Consider the following 26,227-nt stretch of genomic DNA (forward strand, 5'->3'; position numbering starts at 1 on the left):
CATGCGCAGCGGGAGCCGTCCGAGGTCCTGGTGCTCCGCCCTGGAGCCCGCCGCGGGCGGGGCGGTCATGGCCTGCGGGATCCTCTCCATCGGCCTGGAGCTGACCGGCCACACCCGGCTCTCCCTCGCCGCGCTGGTCGTCGCGGGCGGGCTGTGGCTCGTCCTGGCCGGCGACTTCGCCGTCCGGCTCGTCGGCGACCGGGGCCGGTTCCGGGCCGAGGCGGACACCCCGGCCGCCCTCACCGCCGTCGCCGCGACCACCGTGCTCGGCGCCCGCCTCTCCCAGCTCGGCCGGCCGCGCGAGGCCGCCGCCCTGCTCGCGCTGGCCGCCCTGCTGTGGCCCGGGCTCCTCGTCTCCGTCCTGCGGCACTGGCGCCGCCGCATGCCGGGCGCCGCCTTCCTCGTCTGCGTCGCCACCCAGGGCCTCGCCGTCCTCGCGGCCGCCCTCGCCGCCGCCGGGAACCTCCGCTGGCTCGCCCTCGCCGCCCTGGCCTGCTTCTGCCTGGGCCTGCTGCTGTACGGCCTCGCCCTGACCCGGTTCGACTTCCGCGAGGTCGTCAGCGGGGCGGGCGACCACTGGGTGGCCGGCGGGGCCCTGTCCATCACCGCCCTCGCCGGGGCGAAACTGACCACCCTGCCCCTGTGGACCGGCCCGGCGCACACGGCCCTGCGCGCCGTCACCCTCTGCGCGCTGGGCATCTCCCTGGCCTGCTACGCCGTCCTCCTCGCCGCCGAACTCCGCAGCCCCCGCCCGGGCTACGACGTCCGCCGCTGGTCCACCGTCTTCCCCCTCGGCATGACCGCCACCGCCTGCCTCACCGCCGCCCCCGCGACCGGCGTCCCCTGGCTGCGCCCCCTCGGCGAGGTACTGCTGTGGATCGCGGTCGCCGCCTGGGTCCTGACCTTCCTCGCCTTCGCCCTCAGCCGCCGACCCGGCCGCGGGGCGGCCTGACGGGGGCCGGCCGGCACCGCTCGAAGGACGGCCCACAGCCGCTCGACGGCAGCCGCACCCGCGGGCCCGGGCCGCCGGGCACGCACCTACGCTGAGCCCATGAACGTCATCCTCTACGGCGGAACCGGAATGCTCGGGCGCGGCGTACTGCTCGAATGCCTGCGCGACGACTCCGTCAAGAGCGTCCTGTCCATCGGCCGTACCCCGCTCGGCGTCAGCCACCCCAAGCTGCGCGAGCACATCCGTCCCGACCCGAGCGACCTGTCGGACCTCGCCGGTGAACTGTCCGGCTACGACGCCTGCTTCTTCTGCCTGGGCATCTCCTCCCTGGGCAAGAAGGAGGAGGAGTACCGCGCCGTCACCCACGACCTGACGCTCGCCGTCGCCCGCCCGCTGGCCGCCGCCAATCCGGCCCTGACCTTCACCTACGTCACGGGCGAGGGCACCGACAGCACCGAACAGGGCGGCACCATGTGGGCCCGGGTGAAGGGGAGGACGGAGAACGAGCTGCTCGCCCTGCCCTTCAGCGCCTACATGTTCCGGCCCAGCATCGTCCAGCCCGTCAGCGGCATGCCGACCCGGACCTGGCTCCACCGCGTGGGGTACGTCGTCACCAAACCGCTCTACCCCCTCGTGGGCCGGTTCGCACCGAAGCAGTTCACCACCACGAAGGCCCTCGGCCGGGCGATGATCGCGGTGGCGACCCCCGGATCGGAGCCCGGCACCCGGATCCTGCGCTCCCCGGACATCAACCGCCTCGCCGGTGACCAGTAGTAATTGATTACCGGGGGCTCCCTCCCGCAGGCGAGAATGAGCCATCTCGAACCGGGAGGAACCCCACATGAGCCAGGAGCACCTGACTCTGCACGGCCTGCTGCCCGCGCAGGAGCTGGCGGACGCCATCGACGCCGGGCACGTGAGCCGCAAGCGGCACCCCGAACTGCCGCTGTCCATCTACACGTACACGCGCACCGCGCAGTACGAACAGGTGTGGAACGCGGTCACCACCCGCTGCCGCGGTCTCGTCGCCGACGACGAGACCGGAGCGGTCGTCGCGCTGCCGCTGCCGAAGTTCTTCAACGTCGGCGAGCACACCTCCGGCCGCCCCTACGCGCCCGTCCTCCCCGACGAGACGTTCGAGGTGTACGACAAGGTCGACGGCAGCCTCGCCGTGGTCTTCCACTACGCGGACCACTGGCGGGTCGCCTCCAAGGGGTCCTTCATCAGCTCCCAGGCCGCCTGGGCGCAGCGCCTGCTCGACACCCGCGACACCTCGGCCCTGGTGCCCGGCACGACCTACCTCGCGGAGATGCTCTACCCGCAGAACCGGATCGTGGTGGACTACGGCGACCGCCGCGACCTCGTTCTCCTCGCCGCCTTCGGCCCGGACGGGGCCGAGGTGCCGCTCGCCGAGGCCGCCGGCCACTGGCAGGGCATCGGCTCCGTCGTCAGGGTGTGGCCCGCCATGCCGCTCGACGAGCTCCTCGCGCTGGCCGAGTCCAACACCCTGCCCGGCGGCGGTTCCGCGGCCGGCACCGACGCCGAGGGGTTCGTGCTGCGGTTCGCCTCCGGCGTCCGGGCGAAGGCCAAGCTCTCGGAGTACGTGCGCCTGCACAAGCTGCTGACCGGCGTCACCGAGCGGGACGTGTGGCGCAGCCACGGCATCCAGCGCTTCGCGGGGACGTCGGTCAAGCGCCTCGCCCAGGGCCTGGGCCTGTCGGTGGCCGAGCTCCAGGGCGTCCGCTCCAAGGGCGGCCGCCCGCTCGACGAGCTCCTGGAACAGGTCCCCGACGAGTTCGACGCCTGGGTGCGCGAGGTGATCGAGGGCCTGGAAGCGGAGTTCACCCGCCGCGAGCGGGCCGTCGACGAGGCCTTCGACTCCCTGGCCCACCTGGCCGGCGACCGGGCCGCCTTCGCCCGCGCCGTGCGGGAGGTCCCCGACGGCACGATCCGCTCGGCCGTGTTCCTGCGCCTGGACGGCCGTTCGACCGAGCTCGTCAGCTGGCGGGCCGTACGGCCGGAGACGGCCGACCCCTACACCACCGACGAGGAGAACTGAACGTGTCCGAAGAGCCCCGCCTCCCCGTGGTCCACGTCATGACGGGGTTGCCGGCCTCGGGCAAGACGACCGCCGCCCGCGCCCTCCAGGCCGAGGCCGGCGGCCGCGTCCGCCGGGTCAACCTCGACGACCTGCGGGCCATGCTCGACCTGCCCGACCCCGAGCGCGGCCGGTCCTACCGGCACGAGCAGACCGTGCTCGCCGTCCAGGACGCGGCGGTCCGCGCCGCCGTCGACGACGGCTTCGACGTGGTCGTCGACAACACCCACCTGACGTCGAACATCCCCAAGCGGCTCAAGGCGGCGGTGGCCGGGCGCGCCACCTTCGTCGTGCACGACTTCACCGACGTGCCGGTCGAGGAGTGCCTGCGCCGCGACGCGGCGCGGGAGCGGCCGGTCGGCGAGGAGATCATCCGGATCCTGGCCGACAAGCACGCCAAGGCGAAGAAGGGCGGCTGGCGGCTCACCGCGGAGTGGCTGAACGACCAGCCGCCCGTCCGCCCGTACGTCGCCGACCCGGAACTGCCGCCGGCCGTGATGTGCGACATCGACGGCACCCTCGCCCTCACCGGCGACCGGGGCCCGTACGACTTCTCGCGCTGCGACATCGACCTGCTGAACGAGCCCGTACGGCACGCGCTCGACGCCTTCCGGCGTGCGGACGGCGACGTCATCGTGCTGCTGTCCGGGCGCGGCGAGGAGCACCGGGAGCAGACGGAGTCCTGGCTGCGGCGCCACGAGGTGCCCTACGACGAGCTGTGGATGCGGGCGAAGGGCGACACCCGCCGCGACGACGTGGTCAAGGCCGAGCTCTTCGACGCGCACGTCCGCGACCGTTACGCGGTGCGGGTCTCGCTCGACGACCGGGACCGGGTGGTCGCCGTCTGGCGCCGGATGGGACTGCCGACCTGGCAGGTCAACTACGGGGACTTCTGACACGCCGGAGGGCGTGCGGGACACGGGGCCGCGAGGCCCGTCCCGCACGCCCTCCGGCGCGGTCGGCGAGGCTCAGCGGCACCACTTCACGGGGGTGACGTCCTTGACCCAGCGGGCGGAGACCCAGGCGCGCTTGTGGTCGTACTTCTTGCCCGCCGCGCGGTCGTCGTCGTCCTTGCGCTCCAGCAGGTACCAGATGCCGTTGCCGTCGACCTTCTCGCCGCGCTTCTTGCACACGAGCGTCAGCTTCTGGTGGGGGTGCACGTGGCCCAGCACCTTGGAGTGCGTGGTGGGCTTGCTGCGGATCTTCAGCGGGCCCTGCGAGACGACCCGGCCCAGGGCGTACTTGGGCTTGGGGTAGATGACGGGCCCGTCGCCGCCCGGCCGGCCCTCGTCGCCGTCGTCGTACCCCTCGTCGCCGTCGGAGTCCTCGTACCCGTCCCCGTCGTCGTACTCGCTGTACTCGTCGTAGCCGTCGTCGTCGCCGCGGACCTGCGCCTTGCCCGGCGCCCCGTCCACCGGACCCTCGTCCGCGACGGCGACGCCCGCGCCGAACAGGCCGAGCACCATGCTGCCGGCGGCAAGAGCGAGGATGGTCCTGGTGGGCTTCAGCATGAGCCGCTCCTCCACGAAGTCTTCCGCCCGGCCGCAGGGCGCGGCTCGGGGCGGCAGCCCGCAGGCTGCCACGGACGACTATGACGAGGCGGGGGGCGCAGCCCCGGCCGACGCACCGCCGATTAGCCCGATATGCCCAATATCTTCAGGTTGGCCCCCATGTGAGACCCGGAGCCCAGCGGATGCGCGCGGCCGCCACGGGCAGCACAGTGGGCCCATGGGTATCGAAGACTACGGCGGCGGCCCCGGCGCCCAGCAGACCGGAGTCCTGGTCGTGACCACCAACGACGTCCCGGGCTACCGCGTCGAGCAGGTCATCGGCGAGGTGTTCGGGCTCACCGTGCGCTCCCGGCACCTCGGCAGCCAGATCGGAGCCGGCCTGAAGTCCATGATCGGCGGCGAGCTGAAGGGCCTCACCAAGACCCTCGTGGCGACCCGCAACCAGGCCATGGAACGGCTGATCGAGCAGGCCAGGGCGCGCGGCGCCAACGCGGTGCTGATGATGCGCTACGACGTGACGGACGCCGCCGACGCAGGCACCGAGGTCTGCGCCTACGGCACGGCCGTGGTCCTGGTCCCCGCCGGAACCTGAGCCGGAGGTCCCTGCGCCGTCCGCTCGACGGCCAGAGCGGGCGGGGCGGGATCAGGCGGCGGGGGAGGCGTCTTGGCCGCCGCGCAGGCCCAGGGCCAGGCCGGTGACCACCACCACCAGGCCCAGCCACACCGCCGGGCGGGGGACCCCGCCACCCGACAGGGCCCCGGCGCAGGCCGCCGCGAGCGGGGCGACGCCGGTCAGCAGCCCCGCCCGGCCGGAGCCCACCGCCGCCACCGTGCGGTACCAGAGCAGGAAGGCCACCGCCGTCACCAGCACCGCCAGGTACCCGACGGCACCCCACTGGCGGGCCGTCAGCTCCGCCAGGGCGGACGGGCGTTCCGTGCACACCGACAGCGCCCCCAGCATCACGGCCCCCATCCACACCGCGTGCACGGACACCCCCCACGCGCCGTGCCGCCCCAGCACCGGCACCGCGAGCAGCGTGAACGCCGCCTCGCAGGCCAGCGCCAGCACCGCCCAGCCCACCCCGGCGGCGTCGGTGCGCCCCGTCCCCTCGACCAGGACCGCCCCCGCGACCACCACGGGCGCCGCCAGCAGCACCCGGCGGCTGGGCCGGCGCTTCTCCAGCAGCGGGCCGACCACCCCCAGCAGGACGGGTACGGAGGCCACCGCGACGGCGATCACGGCCGGCTCGGCGTGCGCCACGCCCCGCACCACGGCCACGTTGAACAGCACCAGCCCGCCGGCCGCGATCCCGGCCAGCCACAGCCACTCCCGCCCCCGCGGCCGGGACAGCGGCACCCGGGCGGCCCGGGCCAGGAGGACCAGGATCACGGCGGCGGCCACGTAGCGGACCGCCTGGGCGGCGAACAGCGGGGCGTCCACCAGGGAGCGGGAGACGGTGACGCTGCTGCCGACCAGCGCCATCCCGATGGCCCCCGGGGCCAGGTCCCGCAGCGGGACGGAGGAGGAGGCGGAGAGGGAGGGGGAGGGGGCGGGCGGGGCGGACGGAGTGGGAGTGGAGGTGCTCATGCCGTCCAGCCTGGAGGCACAATGGTCCCGTGAGCAGGTCCAAAGAAGGCGCCACCGAGGGGTCCACAACCGGCTCGGACTTCCTCCAGCTCGACATCGGCCAGGCCCCGCCCGGCAACCGCACCGAGTGGCTCGCCGGCCGGCTGCGCGCCGCCATCGCCGACGGCACACTGCCCGTCGGCAGCCGGCTCCCCGCCAGCCGGGTGCTCGCCGCCGAACTGCGCGTCTCCCGCGGGCTGGTGACCGAGGCCTACCAGCGGCTCGCCGAGACCGGCCAGGTGGCGGGCCGGGGCCGGGCCGGCACCGTCGTCGTCGCCGCACCGCCGCCCCCGGCGGCCGGGCCCGCGGCGGCGGTACCGCGCGGCGGGCTGGTGGACGCGCTGCGCGCCGAGCCCTGCCACATCGACCTCTCGCCCGGCGTGCCCGACCTCACCGCCTTCCCGCGCACCGCCTGGCTCCAGGCCGAGCGCCGGGTCCTCGCCGCCCTCACCCCGGCCGACTTCGGCTACGGCAACCCGCAGGGCGCGCCCGCCCTCCGGGAGGCGGTCGCCGGGTGGCTCGCCCGGAACCGGGGGATCCGGGTCGATCCCGCCGAGGTCGTCGTGGTCGCCGGGGTCGCGCAGGCCCTCGGGCTGCTCGCGCAGGTGCTGCCCGCGGCCGGGGTGCGCCGGGTGGCGGTGGAGGACCCCGGCTCGCTGGGGGCGCGGCAACAGCTGGAACACGGCGGCCTGGACGTCGTCGGCGTACCCGTGGACCGGGCCGGGCTGGACGTGGCCGCGCTGCGGGCGAGCGGGGCGCGGGCGGTCCTCATGACCCCGGCGCACCAGTTCCCGACCGGGGTCGTCCTCGACGGCGAGCGCCGCCGCGACCTGCTGGCCTGGGCCGCCGCCGGGGGACTGGTCCTGGAGGACGACTACGACGCCGAGCACCGCTACGACCGCGCCCCCGTCCCCGCCCTGCGGGCCCTGGCGCCCGAGGGGGTCTGCTACGCCGGGAGCGTGTCCAAACTGCTGGCGCCGGCCCTCCGGCTGGGCTGGCTGCTGGTCCCGCGCCGGCTGCGGGAACCGGTCGTGGAGGCCAAGCGGTACGCCGACCTCGGCAACCCGGTCCTCGCGCAGCTCGTCCTCGCCCGCCTGATGGACTCCGGCGAACTGGAACGCCACCTGCGCTTCGTCCGGCGCCGCCACCGCCGCCGCCGCGACGCGATGCTGCGGGCCGTCGGCCGGCACCTGCCCGGAGCCCGGGTGCACGGCGCCGCCGCCGGGCTGCACCTGACCGTCACCTTCGACGGCGCGGCCTTCGACGACACCGCCGTCGCCGGGGCCGCCCTGGCCCTCGGGGTCAAGACGCACCCGCTGTCCTGGCACCGGCTGCGCCCCGGCCCACCGGGCCTGATCCTCGGCTACGCGGCCGGGCCGGCGGGCGAGATCGAGGAGGGCGTCGCCGTCCTGGGCCGGGCCCTGCGGGAGCACCTCCAAGATCATCGGCATTGACAACTCCCTTGCCCTCCGCGTCTAATGGCCGACGGTGTCGCGTGACTCCGGCCACAGAGCAGTGGGCCGGCCGGTGATCGGGCGAACACCCTTCACTCAGGGACACGCCATGAGTCAGTACTCCGCGCCCCGCAGTTGACGTAGCGCAGCCGCACCGCCGGCTCCCGCGTCGCGGCCGGCCATCGAGCCGCCGCCTCCCCTTCTTCCGTCACTCCGTACGCGACCGCGCACGCACGCGGGTCCGTACGCCCGCTCCCGCACGCCCCGCCCCGGCGACTCCCGCTCCACCGCGGCCCGTCGGGGGAGCGCGGGCGTGCCGGACCGGCCTGCCCAGAAAGAGAACGAAAGACGTGCCCACCACACCCGAGACCGCACCCGAGACCGTGCCCGCGACCACACCCGCCCAGGACTTCAACCGCTCCGTCATCGAAGAGTTCCGCGCCAACGGGGGCCAGGTCGGCGGCTGGTTCGAGGGCGAGGACCTGCTCCTGCTCACCACCACGGGCGCCCGCACCGGAGCCGAACGGACGACCCCGCTCGGCTTCGTCCGCCACGAGGGCGTCCTGCTGGTCGTCGGCTCCAACCTCGGCGCCCCCGCCCACCCCGCCTGGTACCACAACCTCCTGGCCCACCCCCAGGTACGGGTCGAGCTCGGCACCGACGCCTTCGACGCCCTCGCCGTCCCCGCGGAAGGCGCCCGCCGCGAGGAGCTCTTCGCAGCCGTCGTCCGCGCCGCCCCCGGATACGCCGACTACCAGGCCCGCACGACCCGCCCGCTCCCCGTCGTCCGGCTGGAGCCCGCCGAGCCCGACGGCTGGCAGCCCCCCGCCGAGGTCCGCACCCTCGCCGGCAAACTCCTGGAGGTGCACACCTGGCTGCGGGCCCAGCTGCGCCACGTCGGCGCCGAGACGGAGGCCCACTTCGCCGCCCGCGCCGCCCACACCGGCCCCGGCGGCCCCCCGGCGCCCGGGCTGGGGCTCCAGATCCGCCAGCGCTGCCTGGCCTTCTGCCAGGGCCTGGAGTTCCACCACACCAGCGAGGACGCCCACCTGTTCCCCGGCACCCTGGCCCACCACCCGCACCTGGCCCCCGTCTTCGAGCGGCTGCGGGAGGAACACCGTACGGTCGCCCGGATCCAGGGCGAACTGGTGGCCCTGCTGGGCGGGGTGGCCATCGCCGAACCCGAGCGGTTCCGCGCCGAGCTGGCGCGGATGACGGCGGAGCTGAACGCCCACCTCGACCACGAGGAGGAGGTGCTGCTGCCCCTGCTGGAGGAGGTCCCCTGGCCGCCGCCGCGGCCGTGAGACGCCGGGTGGCGGGAACGCGCGAGAAGTTTTTCCGAAACGGCGGCAACCGATCGGGCACTCGCACGTCGTGCGGGGGTGAAGGGCGAAGTTCCCGCCCCGGACCCGACCGTGGAGAGCCACTGTGAAGAACCTGAAGCGCGTTGTTCCCGCCACCGCCCGCCGGGCGGCCGTCGCCGCTGCCGCCGCCGGGGCGGTCCTCGCCCTCGCCGGGCCGGCCTCCGCCGCGCAGGGAGCATCCGCCTCGCCGTCGCCCGCCCCCTCCGGTTCCGCGGTGCCCAGCCCGGTCCCGACGCACCCCGCGAGCGGGAAGCCCAGCCCGGTCCCCTCGCACCCGGCGGGCGGCGGCAACGGCGGCAGCGGCAGCGCCACTCCGAGCCCCGCCCCGACCTCGCCCGCGAGCGGCACGCCCACCCCGGTCCCCTCGCACCCGGCCTCCGCCCGGCCCTCCGCCCAGCCGTCGTCCAGCCCGTCGGGGGCGGCCGGTTCCGGTGAGGGCTCCGAGCTGGCGCATACTGGCTCCTCGGCGACCACCCTCGCCCTCGGCGGCGGCGCGGCCGCGCTCGTCGCCGCGGGCGGCGGCGCCCTGTTCGCCGTGCGGCGCCGCGCCGCCAACTGAGGACACCCGTGCTCGAACTCGCACCATCCGCCAGCCCCCTCACGTCCGGCCCCGCCCGGACGTGGCGGGGCTTGTGGTGGTGGATCACGCGCCGCGAACGCACCGCACCGGCCGCGGCCGGCCCCCGCGGGTACGGCGACGGCCCCGGCGCCCCCGCGGCGGGGACCCGCGCCTACACGTACGCGCACGACTCCGCGTACGGTCACGGCGGCGACGGCGGCCCCGGCGCGGGGGAGGTCCCGCGCCCGCCGACCGTCAGCGAGCTGTACCACGCCCACCGCCTGGGCATGGTCCGGCTCGCGGTGCTCCTCGTCGACGACCTCGGCACCGCCGAGGACGTGGTCCAGGACGCCTTCACCGCCCTCTACCGCCGGTACGGCGAGGAGATCGCGGAGGTCGACAACGCGCTGGGCTACCTGCGCACCTCCGTGGTGAACACCGCGCGGTCCGTGCTGCGCCGGCGGCGCACGGCCCGCGCCTGGACCCCGCCGGCCACCGCCGACGTCCCCTCCGCCGAGGCGTCCGTGGTCCTGGGGGAGGCCCACCGCGAGGTGCTCGCGGCCCTGGGGCAACTGACCGCGCGCCGCCGCCAGGTGCTGGTGCTGCGGTACTGGGCGGACATGAGCGAGGCGGAGATCGCCGAGACCCTGGGCATCAGCCGGGGCGCGGTGAAGTCGAACGCCAGCCGCGCCCTGGACGCGCTGGAACGGATTCTGGAGGGAAGGGTATGACCGGTCCTACGGGTACGGCGCCCGACGGCGAACGCCCCGTGGAGCGCCGGCTGCGCCAGGCCCTGGAAGCCCGTGCCGAGGAGGTGACGGTGGTCTCGCTGCGGCCCGCCGATCCGCCCGGCCCGCACCTGCGGCGGCTGTCCCCGCGCGCGCTGTGGCTGCGGCGCGGGGCGTGGACCCTCGCGGGCGTGTCCGGCCTGGCCGCGGCAGCCCTGGCGGGATACCTCGTGCTCGGCGGGCCCGACCAGCGGCCGGTCCGCCCCGAGCCGCCCGCCGCGCCGCCGGAGCTCAGCCCGACCGGCCCCTCGGGCTCGCCCGCGCCGAGCGTGTCGCCGTCGGCCTCGGTGCCGCCGGGCGCGTCGTCCGTCCCCGCGGGATCGGGTACCGGGACGGGAACGCCCTCGCCCACGCCGCCCGCGTCGACCTCGACGGCGCCGGTGCGCCCGCCGCGGTCCGGGCCGCCGGCGACCGTGCCGGCCGGGGGCTCGGCCACGCCGGTCCCCTCCGGCGGGGCCGGCACGCCGACGGGCAGCCCGAGCCCCTCCGCGAAGCCGGGGGGCTGACCGGAGGGCGCGCCCTGCTAGCGGGTGCCGTTCTCCACCGCCGCCACCAGCGGGGCCAGCTCCGGTACGAGCGCGGCCTCGTCCAGGGCCTCGCGCAGGGCGGCGGCGTTCGTCGGGCGGGCCTGGTCCAGGAGGGCCAGGCCCGCTTCGCTGACGTCGGTGTAGATGCCCCGGCGGTCGGTGTCGCAGATGTAGCGGCTCAGCAGCCCGCGGTCCTCCAGCCGGCTGACCAGCCGGGTGGTCGCGCTCTGGCTGAGCACCACCGAGTCCGCGACCTGGTGCATCCGCAGGTGCCCGCCCGGGCCGCCGTGCTGGCGGCTGAGCACGTCCAGCAGCGAGTACTCGCGCACGCTCAGCCCGTGGCCCGCCTGGAGGGCCCTTTCGATGTGCGCCTCGATCCGGCCGTGGAGGAGGGAGAGGGCGCACCAGCCCTGGGCGAGGCCGGTCAGTGCGCTGTCCGTGGCCGTCATGTGGCTCCTCCGTCGTGGGCGTGGCGCGAGCGTGGCCGTGTCCGCGCGTGTACCGCCAAGGATAGGACACGGGTGCAATAGCCCGCGCTTGCAAATATCCGCGTCTGCAATTAATGTGGACGAGCGTAACCGGCGAGCGCAAAAACGTTCGCCCGGCGCCCACCCCCGCCCCCCCCGCAATCTGAAGGGCAGCTTCGTCATGCCTCTCGCGCTCCTCGCCCTCGCCATCGGAGCCTTCGGGATCGGCACCACCGAGTTCGTGATCATGGGCCTCCTCCCCGAGGTCGCGGCCGGCTACGGCGTCTCGATCCCCACCGCCGGCCTCCTGGTCACCGGCTACGCCCTGGGCGTGGTCCTCGGCGCCCCGGTGATGACCGTCCTCGGCACCCGCGTCCCCCGCAAGCGCATGCTGATGCTGCTCATGGGCCTCTTCATCGCCGGCAACGTGCTCTCCGCGCTCGCCCCCGCCTTCGGCGTGATGCTGGCCGGACGCGTCGTCGCCTCCCTCGCCCACGGCGCCTTCTTCGGCATCGGCTCGGTGGTCGCCGCCGGGCTGGTGGCACCCGAGAAGAAGGCCGGCGCCATCGCCATGATGTTCACCGGCCTGACCGTCGCCAACGTGGTCGGCGTCCCCCTCGGCACCCTCGTCGGCCAGCACCTCGGCTGGCGCGTCACCTTCCTGCTCGTCGCCGCACTCGGCGTGCTCGGGCTGCTCGGCATCGCCCGCCTCGTCCCCGACCTGCCCCGCCCCGAGGGCGTACGGGTGCGCCACGAGGTGGCGGCGTTCCGCAACGTCCAGGTACTGCTCGCCATGGCGATGACCGTCCTCGGCTTCGGCGGGGTCTTCGCCGCGATCACCTACATCACCCCGATGCTGACCGACGTCGCCGGCTTCGCCGACACCTCCGTCACCTGGCTGCTCGTCCTCTTCGGACTCGGCATGGTCACCGGCAACCTCGTCGGGGGCCGCTACGCGGACCGGGCCCTCATGCCGATGCTGTACGCGTCCCTGGGCGCGCTGGCCGTCGTCCTGGCCCTCTTCACCCTGACCGCGCACGACAAGGCGGGCGCCGCCGTCACCGTCTTCCTCATCGGCGCCCTCGGCTTCGCGACCGTGCCGCCGCTGCAGAAGCGGGTCCTGGACCAGGCCGCCGGCGCCCCCACCCTGGCCTCCGCCGTCAACATCGGCGCCTTCAACCTCGGCAACGCCCTCGCCGCCTGGCTCGGCGGGCTGGTCATCACCGCCGGGCTCGGCTGGACCGCCCCGAACTGGGTCGGCGCCGCCCTCGCCGCCTCCGCTCTCGTCCTCGCCCTCGTCTCCGGAGCACTGGAGCGCCGTACGGCCCGCCGCGCGGCGGACGGCGCGTCGGACGCCGCGGCGGGCACGAGCCGGGTGGTCGCGGCCGGAACACCCGCCGCGGCGCCCGCCCCCGTCCACCACTGACCCCCCACCCGCACCACCCGCACCACCCGCACAGCAACAGGAGCACCCCATGTCCCGCACCGCAGTTTCCCCGCTCACCACCGAGGACGCCGAGCTGCTCGTCAGCGCCGCCCGCACCGCCGCCGACGCGGCCGGGGTCGCCGTCAGCGTCACCGTCCTGGACGCGGGCGGCCACCCGCTCGCCTTCCGCCGCGACGACCGGGCCGTCCTGATCTCCGGCGAGACCAGCACCCGCAAGGCCTACACCGCCCTCCAGCTGAACGCCCCCACGGCCGACCTCACCGACGCCGTACTGCCCGGCGGCCCCTTCCACAGCCTGCCCACGGCACTCGACCGACCGCTGCTGTTCATCGCCGGCGGGCTCCCCGTCCACCGCGACGGCCACCTGATCGGAGCCGTCGGCGTCGGCGGAGGCGCCCCCGAGCAGGACCACGGCTTCGGCGCGGCCGCCCTGGAGGCCCTGGAGCGGGCCGGCTCCGCCGCGTAGGGAGGCCCGCCCCGGGTCGCGCGACCACGTCCCCCGTGCCAGGTTGGTACGGGGGACACGGTGCACCATGAGGCAGACGACCGGGCGGTTCAGCGGAAGTCGGGCCATCGCGACGGCAGCGGCCGCCACGCTGGTCGCCCTCGCCGTACCCGCGTGCTCCGCCGGAGCCGACGGCACCCGGGCCACTCCGGGCACCGGATCCCGGGCCCCCGTCCCGACCGCCGTCTCCCCGACGCCGACGCCGACGCCGACCGGGCCGCCCGCGTCGTCGTACCCCCTCTCCACCGCCCCGCGCACCGTGCCGTCCGTACGCGAGCACGTGCCCGCCCGGGGCCCCGGCTGGAAGCCCGCCCCCGGCGGACGCGTCCTCGTCGCCCCCGCCGACAGCGCCGCCCTGTCCGATGAGGGGAAGCTGCTCGCCGGCGAACTGGGCCTCGGGTACGCCGAGTCGGACCAGAGCGCGCCCGGTGACGTCCAGCTCGGCCTCGCCGCGAAGGGCTCCGGCCCGGCGGAGTCGTACACCCTCACCGTCAAGGACGGCAGGGTCGGGATCACCGGCCCGGACGAGGCGGGCGTCTTCTACGGCACCCGCACCCTCAAACAGGAGATACGCGGCGCCGGTTCGGCCCCCGAGGGCACGGTGAAGGACGCCCCGGCCAAACCGCAGCGCGGACTCAACCTCGACATCGCGCGCAAGTACTTCACCCCGGAGTGGATCGAAGGCCGGCTGCGCGAGATGGCCGACCTCAAACTCAACCAGCTCGGCCTGCACTTCTCCGACGACCAGGCCTTCCGGATCGAGTCCGCCACCCACCCCGAGATCGTCTCGACCCCGCACCTGACCAAGGCCGAGGTGCGCCGGATCAACGCGCTCGCCGCCGCCCTGCACATCGCGGTCGTCCCCGAGATCGACTCGCCCGGACACCTCGGCGCCGTGCTCCGCGTCCACCCCGAACTGCAACTGCGCGACGTGGCGGGCCGGGCCGTCAAGGGCGCCGTGGACATATCCAAGCCGGCGTCGGCCAAGCTCGTGGACGACCTGCTGCGCGAGTACCTGCCGCTGTTCCCGGCGGGCGCCTGGCACCTGGGCGCCGACGAGTACCAGGCCCTGGTGGTCCGCGACCCCCAGGCCTCCTTCCCCGCCCTCGCGAGCGCCGCCCGGGCCCGCTACGGGCCCACCGCCCGGGTCCAGGACCTCGCGACGGGCTGGCTGAACGACCGGGCGGCCGTGGTCCGGCCCTCGGGCAAGGCGCTCAAGGCCTGGAACGACGGCTTCTTCCGGGGCGGCGTCGCCAAGGCCGCCCCGGACATCCAGGCCGAGTACTGGACGGGCAAGGAGATCGGCGCCCGGCCACCGCTGGAGTACCTGGAGGCCGGCCGCAAGGTGGTCAACCTCAACGACGAGTACCTCTACTACGTGCTCGGCGAGCCCAACCAGTTCACGTACCCCACCGGCAAGCGGATCTACGAGCAGTGGACCCCGCTCGTACTGCGCGGCACCACCCCCGTCCCGGCCCGCTACGACCCGCAGGTGCTCGGCGGGCGCCTCGCCGTCTGGTGCGACCTGGCCGCCTCGCAGACCCCGGACCAGGTCGCCGCGGGCATCCGGCTGCCGCTGGCCGCCCTGTCCCAGAAGCTGTGGGACCCCCGCCCGCCGCAGGCCGCCTGGACCGACTTCCAGTCCCTCGCCGGCCGGGTCACCGCCGAGCGGTGACCGGTGCCCGCCGAGCGGTGACCCGCGTCCGTCGAGTGGCAGCGGAGGTCCGTACTCCGCTCGGGCCTGCCCTTCCGCTACCACCTGAACGCGGCCGGCGTCATCAACACCCTCCAGGAGGTATACGTCAAGTAGCGCCGGGCGCGGAGCGGGCGGCTACCAGATGGAGTTGACCCACTCCGGGTGGTCGATGAACGGGTTGCGGTTGTGCTGGTAGGTGTCGTAGATGACCTGGTTGCGGCGCTTTTCGAAGGCGTCCGGCGGGTCCATCTGGTTCCACTGCTTCAGCAGGCTGATCCGCCCGAAGAGCGGGGCGGTCCCGTTGTTCACCCTGTCGTTCAGCTCCAGGTCGGCGAAGCCGTCCCCGCCGTCGTAGCGCACCGCCATGTACAGCAGCATCCGCGCGACGTCGCCCTTGACGGCGTCCCGGGGCTCGAAGGAGTCGGCGTCGGTGAAGCTGCCCGGCGCCTGGGCGACGGGGCTGCCGCCCATGTCGAAGTCCTTGTTGCCGCGGGTGCTGTTGACGGTGACGTCCTCGGGACGCAGGTGGTGCAGGTCGGTGCCCGGCCCGGTGGCGGTGCCGAAGTCGCCGTGGCTCTTGGCCCAGACGTGCTCGCGGTTCCAGTCGTCGACCCCGCCGCCGTTGGTGGACTTGGACTGGGAGCGGCCCGAGTAGACCAGGATGACGTTGTTCGGGTTCGCGGGGTCCTGGTCCGTCACCTTCAGCGCGTTCCACACGCCGTCGTAGGTGACCTTGGACTGGGTCTTGATGATGTCGTGCAGCGCGGTCTTCAGCGCGGCGCCGGTCTTGCCCGTCGCGGGCGCGTAGTAGTCGTCGACGGTGACCGGGTAGGCCTGGGGAGCGGCCTGCGCGGTGTCGGCGGTGGCGCGGTGCTGGCCGGCGGTGGCGCTGGCCGGTATGAGGAGCAGCGCGGCCGCGGCGAGCCCGGCGGCCCAGGGGGCGGTACGGGAGATTCTCATGACGTGGGGGATACCTCTCCACAAACACCGTTCCCGCCATGGCAGTTGGCGGGGGATCAGGTGGCAGAGCGAGGATCCTATTGTCATGTGCCGAACAAGTAAAAACCATGTGTCCGCCGCGTGGACCTTGGGGTTTGTCCCCGGCGTGCCCCGGGCACGGTAGCGGGTGCCCCCGGCGGCCCCGACGCGGCCGCCGACAGCTCTCACCGGAGTGGCCCATGGCAGTGAAGATCCTCATCGTGACCGGCGACGCGGCGGAGTCCCTGGAGGTGCTCTACCCGTACCAGCGCCTGCGGGAGGAGGGGTACGAGGTGCACATCGCGGCGCCCGCGGTCAAGAAGCTGCGGTTCGTGGTGCACGACTTCGAGGAGGGCTTCGACACCTACACCGAGAAGCCCGGCTACACCTGGCCCGCCGACATCGCCTTCGCGGACGTGGACCCCGCCGAGTACGCGGCCGTCGTCGTCCCCGGCGGGCGGGCGCCGGAGTACCTGCGCAACGACCCGGAGGTGCGGCGGATCCTGGCCGCCTTCGCGAGGGACGACAAGCCGGTCGCGCAGATCTGCCACGGCCCGCTGATCACCGCGGCGAGCGGCGGCCTGGACGGGCGCCGGGTCACGGCCTATCCGGCGCTGGAGCCCGACATGAAGGCGGCCGGGGCCACCTTCCGGGACTCCGAGGCCGTGGTCGACGGCACCCTCGTCTCGGCCCGTGCCTGGCCCGACCACCCCGCCTGGATGCGGGAGTTCCTGACCGTGCTGCGCGGCAAGGCGCCGCTCGCGTAGAGGCGCCGGGGACCGGGGCGGGGGCCGGACGGGGCCCCCGCCCCGGGGTCCGTCAGTGGCCGGTCGTGACCTGGGGGGCCGGCTCGTACTTGTAGTTGGCCGGGCCGAAGTTCTTCTTCACGGCCGCTTCCCAGGAGCCGTCGGAGACCATCTTGGTGATCGCCGTGTTGATCTTCCGCTGAAGGTCGTTGTCGCCCTTCTTGAGGCCGATGCCGTAGTTCTCGTTGCTCATGTTCAGCCCGAGCAGCTTGAACTTGCCCGCGTTCTCCTTGCGCGCCGCGTACCCGGCGAGGATGGAGTTGTCGGTGGTCATCGCGTCGGCGGTGTTGTCCCGGATGGCCACGAGGCACTCCGAGTAGCCGCCGAGCTCCAGGACGCTCGCCTTCGGTGCCAGGTTCTTGCGGATGTTCTCGGCGGAGGTGGAGCCGCTCACCGTGCACAGCCGCTTGTTGTTCAGGTCCTCGGCCTTGGTGATCGAGTTGTCGTCGGCGCGGATCATCAGGTCCTGGTGGGCGACGAAGTAGGGTCCGGCGAACTCGACCTTCTCACGGCGCTTGTCGTTGATCGTGTAGCTCGCGGCGACGAACTTGACCTCGTTGTACTGGATCAGCAGTTCCCGGTCCGAGCTGTAGACCTGCTTGAACTCGATCTCGTTCGCCTTGTAGCCGAGCTCCTTGGCGATGTAGGTGGCCACGTCGACGTCGAAACCGGTGAAGGTGCCGTCGGGCTCGCGCATCCCGATGCCGGGCTGGTCGAACTTGATGCCGATGGAGATGGGCTCCTTGGGGGCCTCACCGCCGCAGCCGGAGGCGGTGGCGGCGAGGGCGATCACCGTGGCGACCGCACCGGCCTTGGGAACCTTCATGCTGAACTCTTTTCCTCGGGAACGCGGAATCCCGGGGGATGACGCGGGAACGGGGGCAGGCGTGCGGAACCGCGGGGGCGCGGGGGCACGTGTATGAGGAAGCTAGGAAGGTGACGGCCGCACCGTCACTACATCTGAGGAAAACTTGAGCATAACGATCCGGTTCAGTCGAGATCTTCCGGCGGATCCGGAGAGTGGCGGGAGAAGGGGGCTGTCCGCAGTGGCGAACGAGGAAATGGGCGCGGCCAGGATCGAGGGCAATGCGCTCCTGCTGGGCGAAGGGGTGCGGATCCGGTTCATTCGGACATTGCGCCTGCCCGAGTCGGGTACGCACGCGCTCCCGCCCGGCCTGGGGGAGTTCCCGCTGCGGCGGGTCGAGGACTACCCGGACACCGTTCCGCCGGAATGGCTCGCCAAGGGCGGCGTGATGCTGCCGGTCTACCTCCGTGAGGCCATGTGGCTCAGCTTCGGCGGCTCGCACGAGCCCGCCGCCCTCCAGGTAGGCGTGGGCAAGGTGTGCGCCGTCTCCGGCAAGCGGTGGACCGGCCGGCTGGAACGCAAGCCGCAGAACTACCTGGTGCTGCCCCGCCAGCCCTGGCTCGACGGGATCAACTCCGGCAAGGGGACGGTGCGCCAGTTCGTCGCCGTGCCGCTCGGCCTCGGCGCCACGGTCGAGGGGCAGGTCACCGGCGAGGAGGTCACCGGCGGCGTGCAGCTCCAGGCGTTCCCGCTCGGCCCCAAGGCCCTGGCCGCCTGGCGGGAGGAGGAGCGGCTGCGGCACGAGAGCGCCGCACCGCAGCAGCTCTTCGGCGGGGGCGGCTACGGTGCGGCGCCCGCCATGCCGCCCGCGATGCCCGCCCCGCCCGGGGCGGCGCCCGTGGCGATGGCCGCCCCCGCCCCGGGCGCCGCACCCGCCCGCCCGGCCGCGCGCCGCGCCCCCGCCCCGGCCATGGGGCTCGGCGTGGGCGGCGCGATGCGCCAGGAGGTCTACCAGGACGACCGGAAGCTCTCCGCCTGGGCCGACCGGCCCGCCGCGCGGGTCTTCGTCCACCTGGTCACGCCGCCCGAATGGCGCCGCATCACGGGTGAGGACGCGCCGCCCTCGCCCGTGGACCGGGCCGCCTACACCCAGGCCGGCCTGCCCTGGTACGACTACTACGACGAGACCGGCACCGACCTCCCGGCGGCCGGTCCCCTCGCCGAGGTCAAGCCCGTGGGCGACTGGATCGGCGACGACCACACGCCCTGGACGCCCCCGGCGCCCGGCCAGGTCCTCCCGCTCGGCAACGCGCCGCGCCCCGGCAAGCCCGTTCAGGACGGGGACTGGTAGCCCGGGGAAGCTTAATCAAACGGGTGATCGATTTTCGGCCGTCGAGCCGTTATGATCACCGTCGGCAAGGCCGTAGCGCAGAGGTCGTCGCGCCCAAGCATCGAGCTGGAGGACGTCGGTTCGAATCCGACCGGTCTTGCCTTTTCTCTCACGTCATGTCGGAACGGCGGCAGCACGGCGCGAAGGCGTGCCGGCCTGCCGCGGCTCCGCGAAGTCGCAGGGTCGCCGGGCGCCGGCGAAGGAACCGGTGGAATGCTGATGACACGGCCGACGCCCGTACGGTGCCCCGCAATCGAGCACCCGGACCTGCCCCTGGCCGACCCCGCGGACCTCGGCCCGCTGCTCGCCCGCCTCGCGCAGGAGCGCCCCGTCGAGGCCGACGAGACCTTCCCCCTCGGCACCCTGCGCCCCGACGGCCGCGTCGACCTCTGCAAGCAGGGCCTCGGCCCCGCCGGCACGGCCCGGCTGCTGCCCGTCGCCCTGACCTCCCCGCACGCCGCGCACCTGCTCCTAGGCACCAACTCCCTGACCGACGGGGGCGCCCGCACCCTCGCGACGGCCCTCGCCGGCGCCGACGGCCGCCACGGGGTGCACACCCTCTACCTCGGCTGCAACCGCATCGGCCCCGACGGCGCGCTCGCCCTCGCCGCAGCCCTCGCGGACGACACCGCCGTCCGCGCCCTCTGGCTCAAGCGCAACCCCCTCCACGAGGACGGCGCCCGCACCCTCGCCGCGCTGCTGCGCCGCAACACCGCGCTGCGCACCCTCGACCTCGTCAACACCGGCATCGGCGCCGACGGCGTACGCCTCCTGCTGGACGCCCTCCGCGACCGCGAGGCACCCCTGGAACGGGTCTTCCTCGGCGGCAACGGGCTCACCGCCGAAGCCGCCCCGCTGCTCGCCGCCCTCATCCGCGAGGCCGGGGTCCGCGAACTGTACGTCCCGGCCAACCACCTCGGCGACGAAGGCACGGCCGTCATCGCCGCCGCGGCCGCCGAAGCCGGCCCCGCACGCCCCGTCCGCCTCGGCCTCGGCGGCAACGGCATCGGCGTCGCCGGAGCACGCGCCCTCGCCGACGCCCTCGGCGGCATCGAGGCCCTCGACCTCGGCCGCACCATGTCCGAGCGCAGCCTCGGCTCCGCCGGCAACGCGACCGGCGACGAAGGCGCGTACGCCCTGGCCGCCGCCCTGCCCGGCAGCCCGCTGCGCCGCCTGGAGCTGCGCCACACCGGCATCACCGGGCGCGGGGCCAAGAGCCTGCTCGCCGCCCTGCCCGAGAACGCCCCGCTGGAGCACGTCGGCCTGGGCCCCGGCACCCCCCGCCGCCTCAAGCGCTCCTTCGCCGAACGGCTGCGCCCCGCCCGGGCCTCCCACCCGGACCTGCGGGCCATCGGGAGCGTGTACCGGTGAGCGAGAACGCCCGCACCACACCGCCCGGCGGGCTCCCGCCCGAGGACGCGGCGGCCTGGCAGCGGATCCGCCGCTACGCCGTGCCCGCCCGCATGATCGAGCGGGCCACCGCACACCGCCTGGCCGGGGACTGGCGCGCCGCCTGCGCCGCCGCCGGCACGGAGACCACCGTCGACCCGGCCGCGCTCGCCGCGGAACACGGCTCCGCCGTCGCCGCCGCGGTCACGGAGGACCTGCGCCACTTCGCCCCCGACCTGCTGCGCTGGCACCTGCCCCGGGTCCTGGGCGGCCGCACCGTCGTCGCCCCCAACCGCCGCGTCGTACTGGCCCGCTACGGCACCGGCTCCGACGCGCCCGTCCTGTACGTCACCACCCGCGCCATGGTGGACGGCCCCCAGCGGCTGCGGCTGCACTGCGCCCCCGTCGACCCGCACGCACGGCGCCACTCCTACGCCTCCTGGGTCACCGAGGACTGGACCCGGGCCCGCTGGTTCTGGGACGCCCGGCACACCGCCGAGCTGCGCGCCAGCGCCGGCCCGGCCGACCGGATCCCCTTCTTCCACCCCGACGGCACCCCGCTGCGCGAGGACGAGCTGCCCACCGCCGACCCCGGCCCCGCCGACCCCGCCGGGCGGGCGGAGTGGGCCGCCGTCCTCCAGTGGCGCGGCGAGAGCGTGGAGGCCTTCGCCGCCGCCGGGATCGCGCTCGACCTGACCCTCCCGCCGAACGCCTACCGCTGGAGCGACGCCGTCGCCGCGCTGAAGGGCGCCGCGCTGGACCCGGCCCTGCTCGCCGCCGGGGTACGCCGCCTCGCCGCGGCCGGCGCGGGCGACCGGTTCACGTTCGCCCCGCACTGGCGCTGCATGCTGCTGGTGGAACCCGCCGGCCCCGACGGCGCGCTGCGGGCCCGGCTCGTGGACTCCTCCGAGGTGCGCGACGTGCCCCGGCTGCCCGACCAGGCCTGGCGGCCGCTGCCCGACCTCCACCTCGTACGCACCGGCCGGACCGCCCCGCGCGAGCTGCACCCCCTCGTCACCGCCGCCCTCTTCCCCGCCGCCGGACCGGCCGGCGGGCCGCCCGGCCCCGCCGCGCCCCGGACCGTCCGGGTGCGCTGCGTCGGCGAGTGGCACGAGGTGCGCTCCCGGGGCGGCGTGCTCGAACTCCCGCACAGCGCCGAGGAGCAGCAGCGCGAGCGCGCCCTGCGGGCCTTCGGCGGCGAGGTCGCCGGCTGCTTCGCCGTCCGCGAGGCCTGGGCCTGTGGCAAGGGCCGGCTGCCGCGCGCCCTGCGCGCCGAGCGGCGGGAGCTGTTCGAGCGCGTCCAGCACGGCGACACCGCCGGGGTGCTCGCGCTCCTCGACGCGGGGCTGGACCCGCGGGTGCGCAACGGCAGGGGCCAGGGGCTGCTGCACCTGCTGCCCTTCGTACGGCACGAGGAGCTGCTGCCCAGGCTGCTGGAGGCCGGACTCGGCCTGGAGGAGCAGGACGACTTCGAACGCACCCCGCTGCAGTCCGCCGTCCAGAACGGCGGTACCGCGTCCCTGGTCCGGGCGCTCCTCGCGGCCGGCGCCCGTACCGATGTCGTCGACGACATGGAGCTGTCCCTGGGCCAGGTGGTGTCCCGCTACAAGCGGACCGACCTGACCTTCCTGAAGGAACTCGTCGAGGAGCGCCACCCCGGCATCAACTTCGAGGAGTACGACGAGTTCATGGCCGAGCGCGCCGAATGGGGCGACTTCGAGGACGACGACTACGAAGAGGACGGCTACGCCGAGACGGGTGACCCCACCGCGGACGGCTCCGGCCCGGGCGTCTCCGGCCCGGGCGTCTCCGGGGCCGCCGGTCCGGAGGCCGACGAGCCGGGAGCGGCCGGCGACTCGGGAGCGGGGGGCGCGCGCACCGCGGCCGGTTCCGCCGGTGACGGGGAGGTCCGGGCATGAGCACCGCACCCCCGCCCGCGCTGGCCGTCGCCGACGAGCTCGGCGCCCGCCTCGGCGCCACCCGTACCGAGCCCGCCGCCAACCACCAGCTGGAGGCCCTCTCCCTCGCGGTGACGGCCAATCAGCCCGTCCTGCTCTGGGGCGAACCCGGCATCGGCAAGTCCGCCGGCATGCAACGGCTCGCCGCGTCCCTCGGGGTCGCCCTGGAGACCGTCGTCGCCAGCGTCCACGAGCCCTCCGACTTCGCCGGCCTGCCGATCGTCGGCGACGATCCCGCCACCACCGGCGTGCCCATGGCCCCGCCGGACTGGGCGGTGCGCCTGGCCCGCACCGGACACGGCCTGCTCTTCTTCGACGAGCTCTCCTCCGCCCCGCCCGCCGTACAGGCCGCCCTGCTGCGCGTGGTCCTCGAACGCCGGGTCGGCAGCCTGGAACTGCCCGCCTCCGTACGCATCGTCGCTGCCGCCAACCCGCCCGCCAGCGCGGCCGACGGCTGGCACCTCAGCGCGCCCCTCGCCAACCGCTTCGTCCACCTCGACTGGACGCACGACCCGCGCACCGTGGCCCGCGGCATGGCCGGGACCTGGCCCGAGACCGTCCTCCCCACGGTGAACCCCGCCCGCTCCGCCGGCGCGGTCGCCCGCGCCCGGGGCGCGGTGTCCGGCTTCCTCACCGCCCGCCCCGGCCTGGTCCACCACATGCCGGACGACGCCGAGGCCCGGGGCAGGGCCTGGCCCTCCCCGCGCACCTGGGAGATGGCGCTGCGCCTGCTGGCCACCGGCTACGCGGCCGGCGCGGGCCGCGAGGCGCTGTCCGCCGCCCTCACCGGGGCCGTCGGCGACGGAGCCGGCCTGGAACTGCTGACCTACCTGGAGCACCTGGACCTGCCCGACCCGGAGCGGGTGCTGGCCGACCCCGCGGCCTTCGCGCTGCCCGAGCGCGGGGACCGGCAGCTGGCCTTCCTCATCGCGGTCGTCGCCGCCGTCCAGGCGGAGCCCACCCGCCCCCGCTGGGAGGCCGGCTGGGAGGTCCTCGCCAAGGCCGTCGACGCGGGCGTGCCCGACGTGGCCGCGCGGGCCGCCGCCGACCTCGCGGCGATGCGCGACCTGTCCTGGCCCGTCCCCGCGGGGATCGACGCCTTCGTGGAACTGCTCCAGCTGGCCGGGGCCCTGCCCGGCGCCCGCTGAGAGGCGGGCCGCGCCGGTGGACGTCCCGCTCGACCGGGCCAGGCTGCTCGCCGCCCGCTACGCGGCCGCCGAGGCCCGGCCCTACCTCGCCTCCGCCCTGTACGCGCTGACCGTCGTCCCCTCCCCGGGCCCGTCCGGGGTGCGGACGATGGGCGTCGACCGGCACTGGCGCTGCTACGTGGCGCCGGAGTTCGTGGCACGCACCCCCGTCCCCGAACTGTCCGGGGTGTGGATCCACGAGGTGGCCCACCTGCTGCGCGACCACCACGGGCGCGCCGACCGGCTGCCGCCCGCCGACCAGCGCGACCCGGTCCGGATCAACATCGCCCAGGACTGCGAGATCAACGACGACCTCCTCGCCGACGGCCTGGTCCTGCCGGCCGGCCGGATGGAGCCGGGTCGGTTCGGCCTGCCGGAGGGCGGGATGTTCGAGGGCTACCTGCCCGGCATCCCGCCGACGCCCCCGCACGCCGTGGACTGCGGCTCCGGCGCGCACGGCAGGCAGGCGCCCTGGGAACTCGGCGGCGGCGACGGCACGGCCCGGATCGGCCCGGTCGAGGCGGAGGCCCTGCGCCGCCAGACCGCCCAGGCCGTACGCGCCCACCTGCGCTCGCGGGGCCGGGGGAGCGTGCCCGCCGGTTGGGAGCGCTGGGCGGAGCAGGTGCTGGAGCCGGCCGTCGACTGGCGGCGCGCCCTGTCGGGGGCGGTGCGGGAGGCCGCCGCCTGGGCCGCGGGGGCGGTGGACTACACCTACCGGCGGCCCTCGCGCCGCACGCCCGCGCTGGGCGGCCGGGTGGTGCTGCCGAGCCTGCGCCGGCCGCTGCCCCGGGTGGCGGTCGTCATCGACACCTCGGGCTCCATGGGCGACGCGGAACTCGCCGCCGCCCTCGCCGAGGTCACCGGGGTGCTGCGCGAGGTCGGCGTGGGCGGCAACCGGGTCACCGTCCTCGCCTGCGACGCCGACGTGCACGCCGTGAGCCGGGTCGCCAGTGCCGGGGAGGTGACCCTGGCCGGGGGCGGCGGCACCGACATGCGGGTGGGCATCGCGGCCGCGCTGGCCCGGCCGGACCGGCCCTCGATCGTGGTCGTGCTGACCGACGGCCACACCCCCTGGCCCGCGCAGCCCCCGTCCTGCCGGCTGATCGCCGCACTGATCGGGGCGCGGGCACCCCGGCCCCCGGGCTGGGTGGAGACCGTACGCCTGGACCCGGCCGAACCGGGCCGCTGACCGGGCGGTGCCGCGAACTGGCCGGTTGTGTACGGTCGTTCGCACGGTGATCACGGCCGCGTGGCAGCATGGCGACGGACAGCACGGCGAGGCGGCCGGAGCGGCCACGCGGAGGGGGAGTTCGGTGAGCGGAGTACGCAAGAGCCTGGCCAGGGTGGAGATAGCGCTGCGCTGGGACCCCAGCCCCGCGGGCACGCCCGCGAACGACCTGGACATCGTCGCGGCCGTGTACGGCGCCGCGGACCCGTACGGGGAGCCCGTCTACCTCGTCCACTTCGGCAGCCGCGCCCCCGACGGGACCATCACCCTGGCCCGGGACAGCCGCACCGGCCAGGGCTTCGGCTTCGACGAGGTGATGACGCTCGAACTGGACCGGCTGGCGCCCGAGCTGGGCCGGGTGGTGGTCGGCGTGGTGATCCAGGACGCAGGGTCCGCCGCGGCGCCGGACCGCAAGACCTTCGCCGCCGTCGGCGGCACGGGGCTGCGCGTCCGCGAGGGGTACACCGACCTCGCCACGACCGACTTCGCGGAGCTCGCCGGGGCCACGGCGGCCACCGTCGCCGAGTTCACCCGGGACGGCGCGGGCGGCTGGACGCTGGACGCGCGCACGCGCGGCTTCGACGCGGACCCGCAGGAGTACGCCCGGGTCATGGGCGCGGTACGCGGCTGAGGGCGGGTGCCGGTGCGTCCGTACCGGACCGGGCGGCGGTCACCCTGCTCGGGAGTGGCCGCCGCCCCGTCCGGGTGGCGCGCTGCCACCGTCCCCACGAGGCAGCGCGAGTGGGTCGCCGTCCGGTCATCGTGAACGGCGGCCCACCGGTTCAGGGGGTCAGGGGTTCGGCGGGCCGATGCCCAGCGCGGGCAGCAGCGCCGCGTCCACGAACCTGACCAGGTAGTCGGCGTCCGCGTACCGGCCCTCCAGCACGGGCCGGATCCGCAGGACGCCCATCAGCTGCGCCGGCAGGAACTCCACGGCCGGGTGGTCCGCGGCGAGCTCCCCGCGCGCCACGGCCCGCTCGACGATCGCGTCGAAGGCCGCCAGCTCGGGCTCCGCCAGCGCCTCGCGCAGCGCCGCCTGGAGCTCCTCGTCGGCGAAGACGGCCACCCCGAGCGCCTGGGTGAGCCGGGTGTCGGGGCCCGAGGTGCCGGCCGCGATCCGGGCGGCCTCGCGGAGGTCCCCGGCGAGGGTCCCGGTGTCCACGTCCGCCAGGGTCCGCTCCCCGCGCCGGGTGCGGCCCGCGCGCAGGGCGGCGGCGACGAGCCGGGGCTTGGTCCGCCACTGCCGGTAGAGCGTGGACTTCCCGCAGCAGGCCCGGGCGGCGATTCCCTCCATGGTCAGGGCCTCGTAGCCGTGCTCGCGCAGCTGGTCGAGGACGACGTCGTAGAACTCCTGCTCGCGCTCCGGGCTGATCTTGGAGCGGCGCGCGGGGCCCTGCGGCGTCGACGTCATGGGGTGGGGTTCTCCTCGCGGGATCCAGCGGTGGGTCCGTGCTCCGAGTGTACGGCCATCCGAGCTTATCGGGACACCAG

At 75.2% G+C, this 26,227-nt stretch carries 26 protein-coding genes and 1 tRNA gene; 21 read left to right on the top strand and 6 right to left on the bottom strand.

Annotated elements, in window-relative coordinates:
* Nucleotide 1: 1 nt before the first annotated feature.
* From D1J60_RS31335 to D1J60_RS31350, 4 genes are all read left to right on the top strand, one after another.
* The gene (locus D1J60_RS31335; protein WP_125823428.1) at nt 2–952 is read left to right on the top strand and encodes a tellurite resistance/C4-dicarboxylate transporter family protein; all 951 of its coding nucleotides are present in this window, start codon (nt 2–4) and stop codon (nt 950–952) included.
* Nucleotides 953–1,051: 99 nt separating this feature from the next.
* Nucleotides 1,052–1,726: an epimerase gene (locus tag D1J60_RS31340; RefSeq protein WP_125823429.1), complete on the top strand. Its 675-nt coding sequence runs from the start codon at nt 1,052–1,054 to the stop codon at nt 1,724–1,726.
* A gap of 67 nt (nt 1,727–1,793) precedes the next feature.
* Nucleotides 1,794–3,011 (top strand): RNA ligase, encoded by a 1,218-nt coding sequence (locus D1J60_RS31345; protein ID WP_125823430.1) that lies wholly within the window; start codon nt 1,794–1,796, stop codon nt 3,009–3,011.
* Between the two features lie 2 nt (nt 3,012–3,013).
* Nucleotides 3,014–3,946, top strand: coding sequence for an AAA family ATPase (locus D1J60_RS31350; RefSeq protein ID WP_241253462.1), 933 nt, complete (start codon nt 3,014–3,016; stop codon nt 3,944–3,946).
* A 72-nt stretch (nt 3,947–4,018) separates the two neighbouring features.
* On the opposite strand, the gene D1J60_RS31355 is transcribed toward D1J60_RS31350, so the two are convergent.
* Nucleotides 4,019–4,561, bottom strand: coding sequence for an SH3 domain-containing protein (locus tag D1J60_RS31355; RefSeq protein ID WP_125600484.1), 543 nt, complete (start codon nt 4,559–4,561; stop codon nt 4,019–4,021).
* A gap of 217 nt (nt 4,562–4,778) precedes the next feature.
* On the opposite strand from D1J60_RS31355, the gene D1J60_RS31360 reads away from it, so the two are divergent.
* The gene (locus D1J60_RS31360; RefSeq protein ID WP_125600487.1) at nt 4,779–5,153 is read left to right on the top strand and encodes a YbjQ family protein; all 375 of its coding nucleotides are present in this window, start codon (nt 4,779–4,781) and stop codon (nt 5,151–5,153) included.
* 51 nt (nt 5,154–5,204) lie between these two features.
* Here D1J60_RS31360 and D1J60_RS31365 read toward each other — a convergent pair whose 3' ends face one another.
* Nucleotides 5,205–6,149, bottom strand: coding sequence for a DMT family transporter (locus tag D1J60_RS31365; protein WP_125823431.1), 945 nt, complete (start codon nt 6,147–6,149; stop codon nt 5,205–5,207).
* A 29-nt stretch (nt 6,150–6,178) separates the two neighbouring features.
* Here D1J60_RS31365 and D1J60_RS31370 point away from each other — a divergent pair, with 29 nt between their 5' ends.
* The 5 genes from D1J60_RS31370 to D1J60_RS31390 all read left to right on the top strand — a co-directional run bounded on the left by D1J60_RS31370 (nt 6,179) and on the right by D1J60_RS31390 (nt 10,859).
* Nucleotides 6,179–7,642 carry a PLP-dependent aminotransferase family protein gene (locus D1J60_RS31370; RefSeq protein WP_125823432.1) on the top strand — a complete coding sequence of 488 codons (1,464 nt, stop codon included), beginning with the start codon at nt 6,179–6,181 and terminating at the stop codon, nt 7,640–7,642.
* Between the two features lie 350 nt (nt 7,643–7,992).
* The gene (locus D1J60_RS31375; RefSeq protein ID WP_241253463.1) at nt 7,993–8,946 is read left to right on the top strand and encodes a nitroreductase/quinone reductase family protein; all 954 of its coding nucleotides are present in this window, start codon (nt 7,993–7,995) and stop codon (nt 8,944–8,946) included.
* A gap of 124 nt (nt 8,947–9,070) precedes the next feature.
* Entirely contained in the window at nt 9,071–9,565 is a 495-nt protein-coding gene (locus D1J60_RS31380; RefSeq protein ID WP_125823433.1) for an LAETG motif-containing sortase-dependent surface protein, read from the top strand.
* An 8-nt stretch (nt 9,566–9,573) separates the two neighbouring features.
* Nucleotides 9,574–10,296 carry a sigma-70 family RNA polymerase sigma factor gene (locus D1J60_RS31385; RefSeq protein ID WP_241253464.1) on the top strand — a complete coding sequence of 241 codons (723 nt, stop codon included), beginning with the start codon at nt 9,574–9,576 and terminating at the stop codon, nt 10,294–10,296.
* The gene (locus D1J60_RS31390) at nt 10,293–10,859 is read left to right on the top strand and encodes a hypothetical protein (protein WP_125823434.1); all 567 of its coding nucleotides are present in this window, start codon (nt 10,293–10,295) and stop codon (nt 10,857–10,859) included. The genes D1J60_RS31385 and D1J60_RS31390 overlap by 4 nt, the downstream gene beginning before the upstream one ends.
* A 17-nt stretch (nt 10,860–10,876) precedes the next feature.
* Here D1J60_RS31390 and D1J60_RS31395 read toward each other — a convergent pair whose 3' ends face one another.
* Nucleotides 10,877–11,329, bottom strand: a complete 453-nt coding sequence (locus tag D1J60_RS31395; RefSeq protein WP_125605116.1) for a MarR family transcriptional regulator — start codon at nt 11,327–11,329, stop codon at nt 10,877–10,879.
* Between the two features lie 199 nt (nt 11,330–11,528).
* Here D1J60_RS31395 and D1J60_RS31400 point away from each other — a divergent pair, with 199 nt between their 5' ends.
* The 3 genes from D1J60_RS31400 (at nt 11,529) to D1J60_RS31410 (ending at nt 14,974) form a co-directional block, all read left to right on the top strand.
* The gene (locus D1J60_RS31400) at nt 11,529–12,773 is read left to right on the top strand and encodes an MFS transporter (protein ID WP_125823435.1); all 1,245 of its coding nucleotides are present in this window, start codon (nt 11,529–11,531) and stop codon (nt 12,771–12,773) included.
* Between the two features lie 49 nt (nt 12,774–12,822).
* Nucleotides 12,823–13,260 carry a heme-binding protein gene (locus D1J60_RS31405; protein ID WP_125603876.1) on the top strand — a complete coding sequence of 146 codons (438 nt, stop codon included), beginning with the start codon at nt 12,823–12,825 and terminating at the stop codon, nt 13,258–13,260.
* Nucleotides 13,261–13,327: 67 nt separating this feature from the next.
* A complete protein-coding gene (locus D1J60_RS31410) occupies nt 13,328–14,974 on the top strand; it encodes a glycoside hydrolase family 20 protein (protein ID WP_241253465.1) in 1,647 nt (548 codons plus the stop codon).
* 156 nt (nt 14,975–15,130) lie between these two features.
* Here D1J60_RS31410 and D1J60_RS31415 read toward each other — a convergent pair whose 3' ends face one another.
* On the bottom strand, nt 15,131–15,955 hold the full coding sequence (locus tag D1J60_RS31415; RefSeq protein ID WP_125823436.1) for an endonuclease: 825 nt from the start codon (nt 15,953–15,955) through the stop codon (nt 15,131–15,133).
* 218 nt (nt 15,956–16,173) lie between these two features.
* Here D1J60_RS31415 and D1J60_RS31420 point away from each other — a divergent pair, with 218 nt between their 5' ends.
* Nucleotides 16,174–16,740 (top strand): DJ-1/PfpI family protein, encoded by a 567-nt coding sequence (locus D1J60_RS31420; RefSeq protein WP_125823437.1) that lies wholly within the window; start codon nt 16,174–16,176, stop codon nt 16,738–16,740.
* Nucleotides 16,741–16,792: 52 nt separating this feature from the next.
* Here D1J60_RS31420 and D1J60_RS31425 read toward each other — a convergent pair whose 3' ends face one another.
* Nucleotides 16,793–17,605, bottom strand: coding sequence for a glutamate ABC transporter substrate-binding protein (locus tag D1J60_RS31425; protein ID WP_125823438.1), 813 nt, complete (start codon nt 17,603–17,605; stop codon nt 16,793–16,795).
* Nucleotides 17,606–17,840: 235 nt separating this feature from the next.
* On the opposite strand from D1J60_RS31425, the gene D1J60_RS31430 reads away from it, so the two are divergent.
* From D1J60_RS31430 to D1J60_RS31455, 7 genes are all read left to right on the top strand, one after another.
* Nucleotides 17,841–18,935: a hypothetical protein gene (locus D1J60_RS31430; protein ID WP_125824295.1), complete on the top strand. Its 1,095-nt coding sequence runs from the start codon at nt 17,841–17,843 to the stop codon at nt 18,933–18,935.
* A gap of 66 nt (nt 18,936–19,001) precedes the next feature.
* Nucleotides 19,002–19,074 (top strand) — tRNA-Arg (locus D1J60_RS37525).
* Nucleotides 19,075–19,193: 119 nt separating this feature from the next.
* On the top strand, nt 19,194–20,345 hold the full coding sequence (locus D1J60_RS31435; protein WP_125824296.1) for a gala protein: 1,152 nt from the start codon (nt 19,194–19,196) through the stop codon (nt 20,343–20,345).
* Nucleotides 20,342–22,282: an ankyrin repeat domain-containing protein gene (locus D1J60_RS31440; protein ID WP_206436602.1), complete on the top strand. Its 1,941-nt coding sequence runs from the start codon at nt 20,342–20,344 to the stop codon at nt 22,280–22,282. The genes D1J60_RS31435 and D1J60_RS31440 overlap by 4 nt, the downstream gene beginning before the upstream one ends.
* Nucleotides 22,279–23,469, top strand: a complete 1,191-nt coding sequence (locus tag D1J60_RS31445; RefSeq protein ID WP_125823439.1) for a sigma 54-interacting transcriptional regulator — start codon at nt 22,279–22,281, stop codon at nt 23,467–23,469. The genes D1J60_RS31440 and D1J60_RS31445 overlap by 4 nt, the downstream gene beginning before the upstream one ends.
* A gap of 16 nt (nt 23,470–23,485) precedes the next feature.
* A complete protein-coding gene (locus tag D1J60_RS31450) occupies nt 23,486–24,697 on the top strand; it encodes a VWA-like domain-containing protein (RefSeq protein ID WP_125823440.1) in 1,212 nt (403 codons plus the stop codon).
* A 124-nt stretch (nt 24,698–24,821) separates the two neighbouring features.
* Nucleotides 24,822–25,367, top strand: a complete 546-nt coding sequence (locus D1J60_RS31455; protein ID WP_125823441.1) for a TerD family protein — start codon at nt 24,822–24,824, stop codon at nt 25,365–25,367.
* Nucleotides 25,368–25,526: 159 nt separating this feature from the next.
* On the opposite strand, the gene D1J60_RS31460 is transcribed toward D1J60_RS31455, so the two are convergent.
* Nucleotides 25,527–26,147, bottom strand: a complete 621-nt coding sequence (locus tag D1J60_RS31460; protein ID WP_125823442.1) for a TetR/AcrR family transcriptional regulator — start codon at nt 26,145–26,147, stop codon at nt 25,527–25,529.
* Nucleotides 26,148–26,227 lie beyond the last annotated feature (80 nt).

It is taken from the genome of Streptomyces sp. W1SF4 (assembly GCF_003950035.1).
GTDB lineage: Bacteria > Actinomycetota > Actinomycetes > Streptomycetales > Streptomycetaceae > Streptomyces > Streptomyces racemochromogenes.

Coding starts and splice junctions, on each gene's coding strand:
- D1J60_RS31345 (WP_125823430.1), top strand. CDS start 1,794: ATGAGCCAGGAGCACCTGACTCTGCACGGCCTGCTGCCCGCGCAGGAG.
- D1J60_RS31400 (WP_125823435.1), top strand. CDS start 11,529: ATGCCTCTCGCGCTCCTCGCCCTCGCCATCGGAGCCTTCGGGATCGGC.
- D1J60_RS31340 (WP_125823429.1), top strand. CDS start 1,052: ATGAACGTCATCCTCTACGGCGGAACCGGAATGCTCGGGCGCGGCGTA.
- D1J60_RS31410 (WP_241253465.1), top strand. CDS start 13,328: ATGAGGCAGACGACCGGGCGGTTCAGCGGAAGTCGGGCCATCGCGACG.
- D1J60_RS31355 (WP_125600484.1), bottom strand. CDS start 4,561: ATGCTGAAGCCCACCAGGACCATCCTCGCTCTTGCCGCCGGCAGCATG.
- D1J60_RS31360 (WP_125600487.1), top strand. CDS start 4,779: ATGGGTATCGAAGACTACGGCGGCGGCCCCGGCGCCCAGCAGACCGGA.
- D1J60_RS31365 (WP_125823431.1), bottom strand. CDS start 6,149: ATGAGCACCTCCACTCCCACTCCGTCCGCCCCGCCCGCCCCCTCCCCC.
- D1J60_RS31405 (WP_125603876.1), top strand. CDS start 12,823: ATGTCCCGCACCGCAGTTTCCCCGCTCACCACCGAGGACGCCGAGCTG.
- D1J60_RS31390 (WP_125823434.1), top strand. CDS start 10,293: ATGACCGGTCCTACGGGTACGGCGCCCGACGGCGAACGCCCCGTGGAG.
- D1J60_RS31335 (WP_125823428.1), top strand. CDS start 2: ATGCGCAGCGGGAGCCGTCCGAGGTCCTGGTGCTCCGCCCTGGAGCCC.
- D1J60_RS31460 (WP_125823442.1), bottom strand. CDS start 26,147: ATGACGTCGACGCCGCAGGGCCCCGCGCGCCGCTCCAAGATCAGCCCG.
- D1J60_RS31435 (WP_125824296.1), top strand. CDS start 19,194: ATGACACGGCCGACGCCCGTACGGTGCCCCGCAATCGAGCACCCGGAC.
- D1J60_RS31415 (WP_125823436.1), bottom strand. CDS start 15,955: ATGAGAATCTCCCGTACCGCCCCCTGGGCCGCCGGGCTCGCCGCGGCC.
- D1J60_RS31420 (WP_125823437.1), top strand. CDS start 16,174: ATGGCAGTGAAGATCCTCATCGTGACCGGCGACGCGGCGGAGTCCCTG.
- D1J60_RS31395 (WP_125605116.1), bottom strand. CDS start 11,329: ATGACGGCCACGGACAGCGCACTGACCGGCCTCGCCCAGGGCTGGTGC.
- D1J60_RS31445 (WP_125823439.1), top strand. CDS start 22,279: ATGAGCACCGCACCCCCGCCCGCGCTGGCCGTCGCCGACGAGCTCGGC.
- D1J60_RS31425 (WP_125823438.1), bottom strand. CDS start 17,605: ATGAAGGTTCCCAAGGCCGGTGCGGTCGCCACGGTGATCGCCCTCGCC.
- D1J60_RS31430 (WP_125824295.1), top strand. CDS start 17,841: ATGGGCGCGGCCAGGATCGAGGGCAATGCGCTCCTGCTGGGCGAAGGG.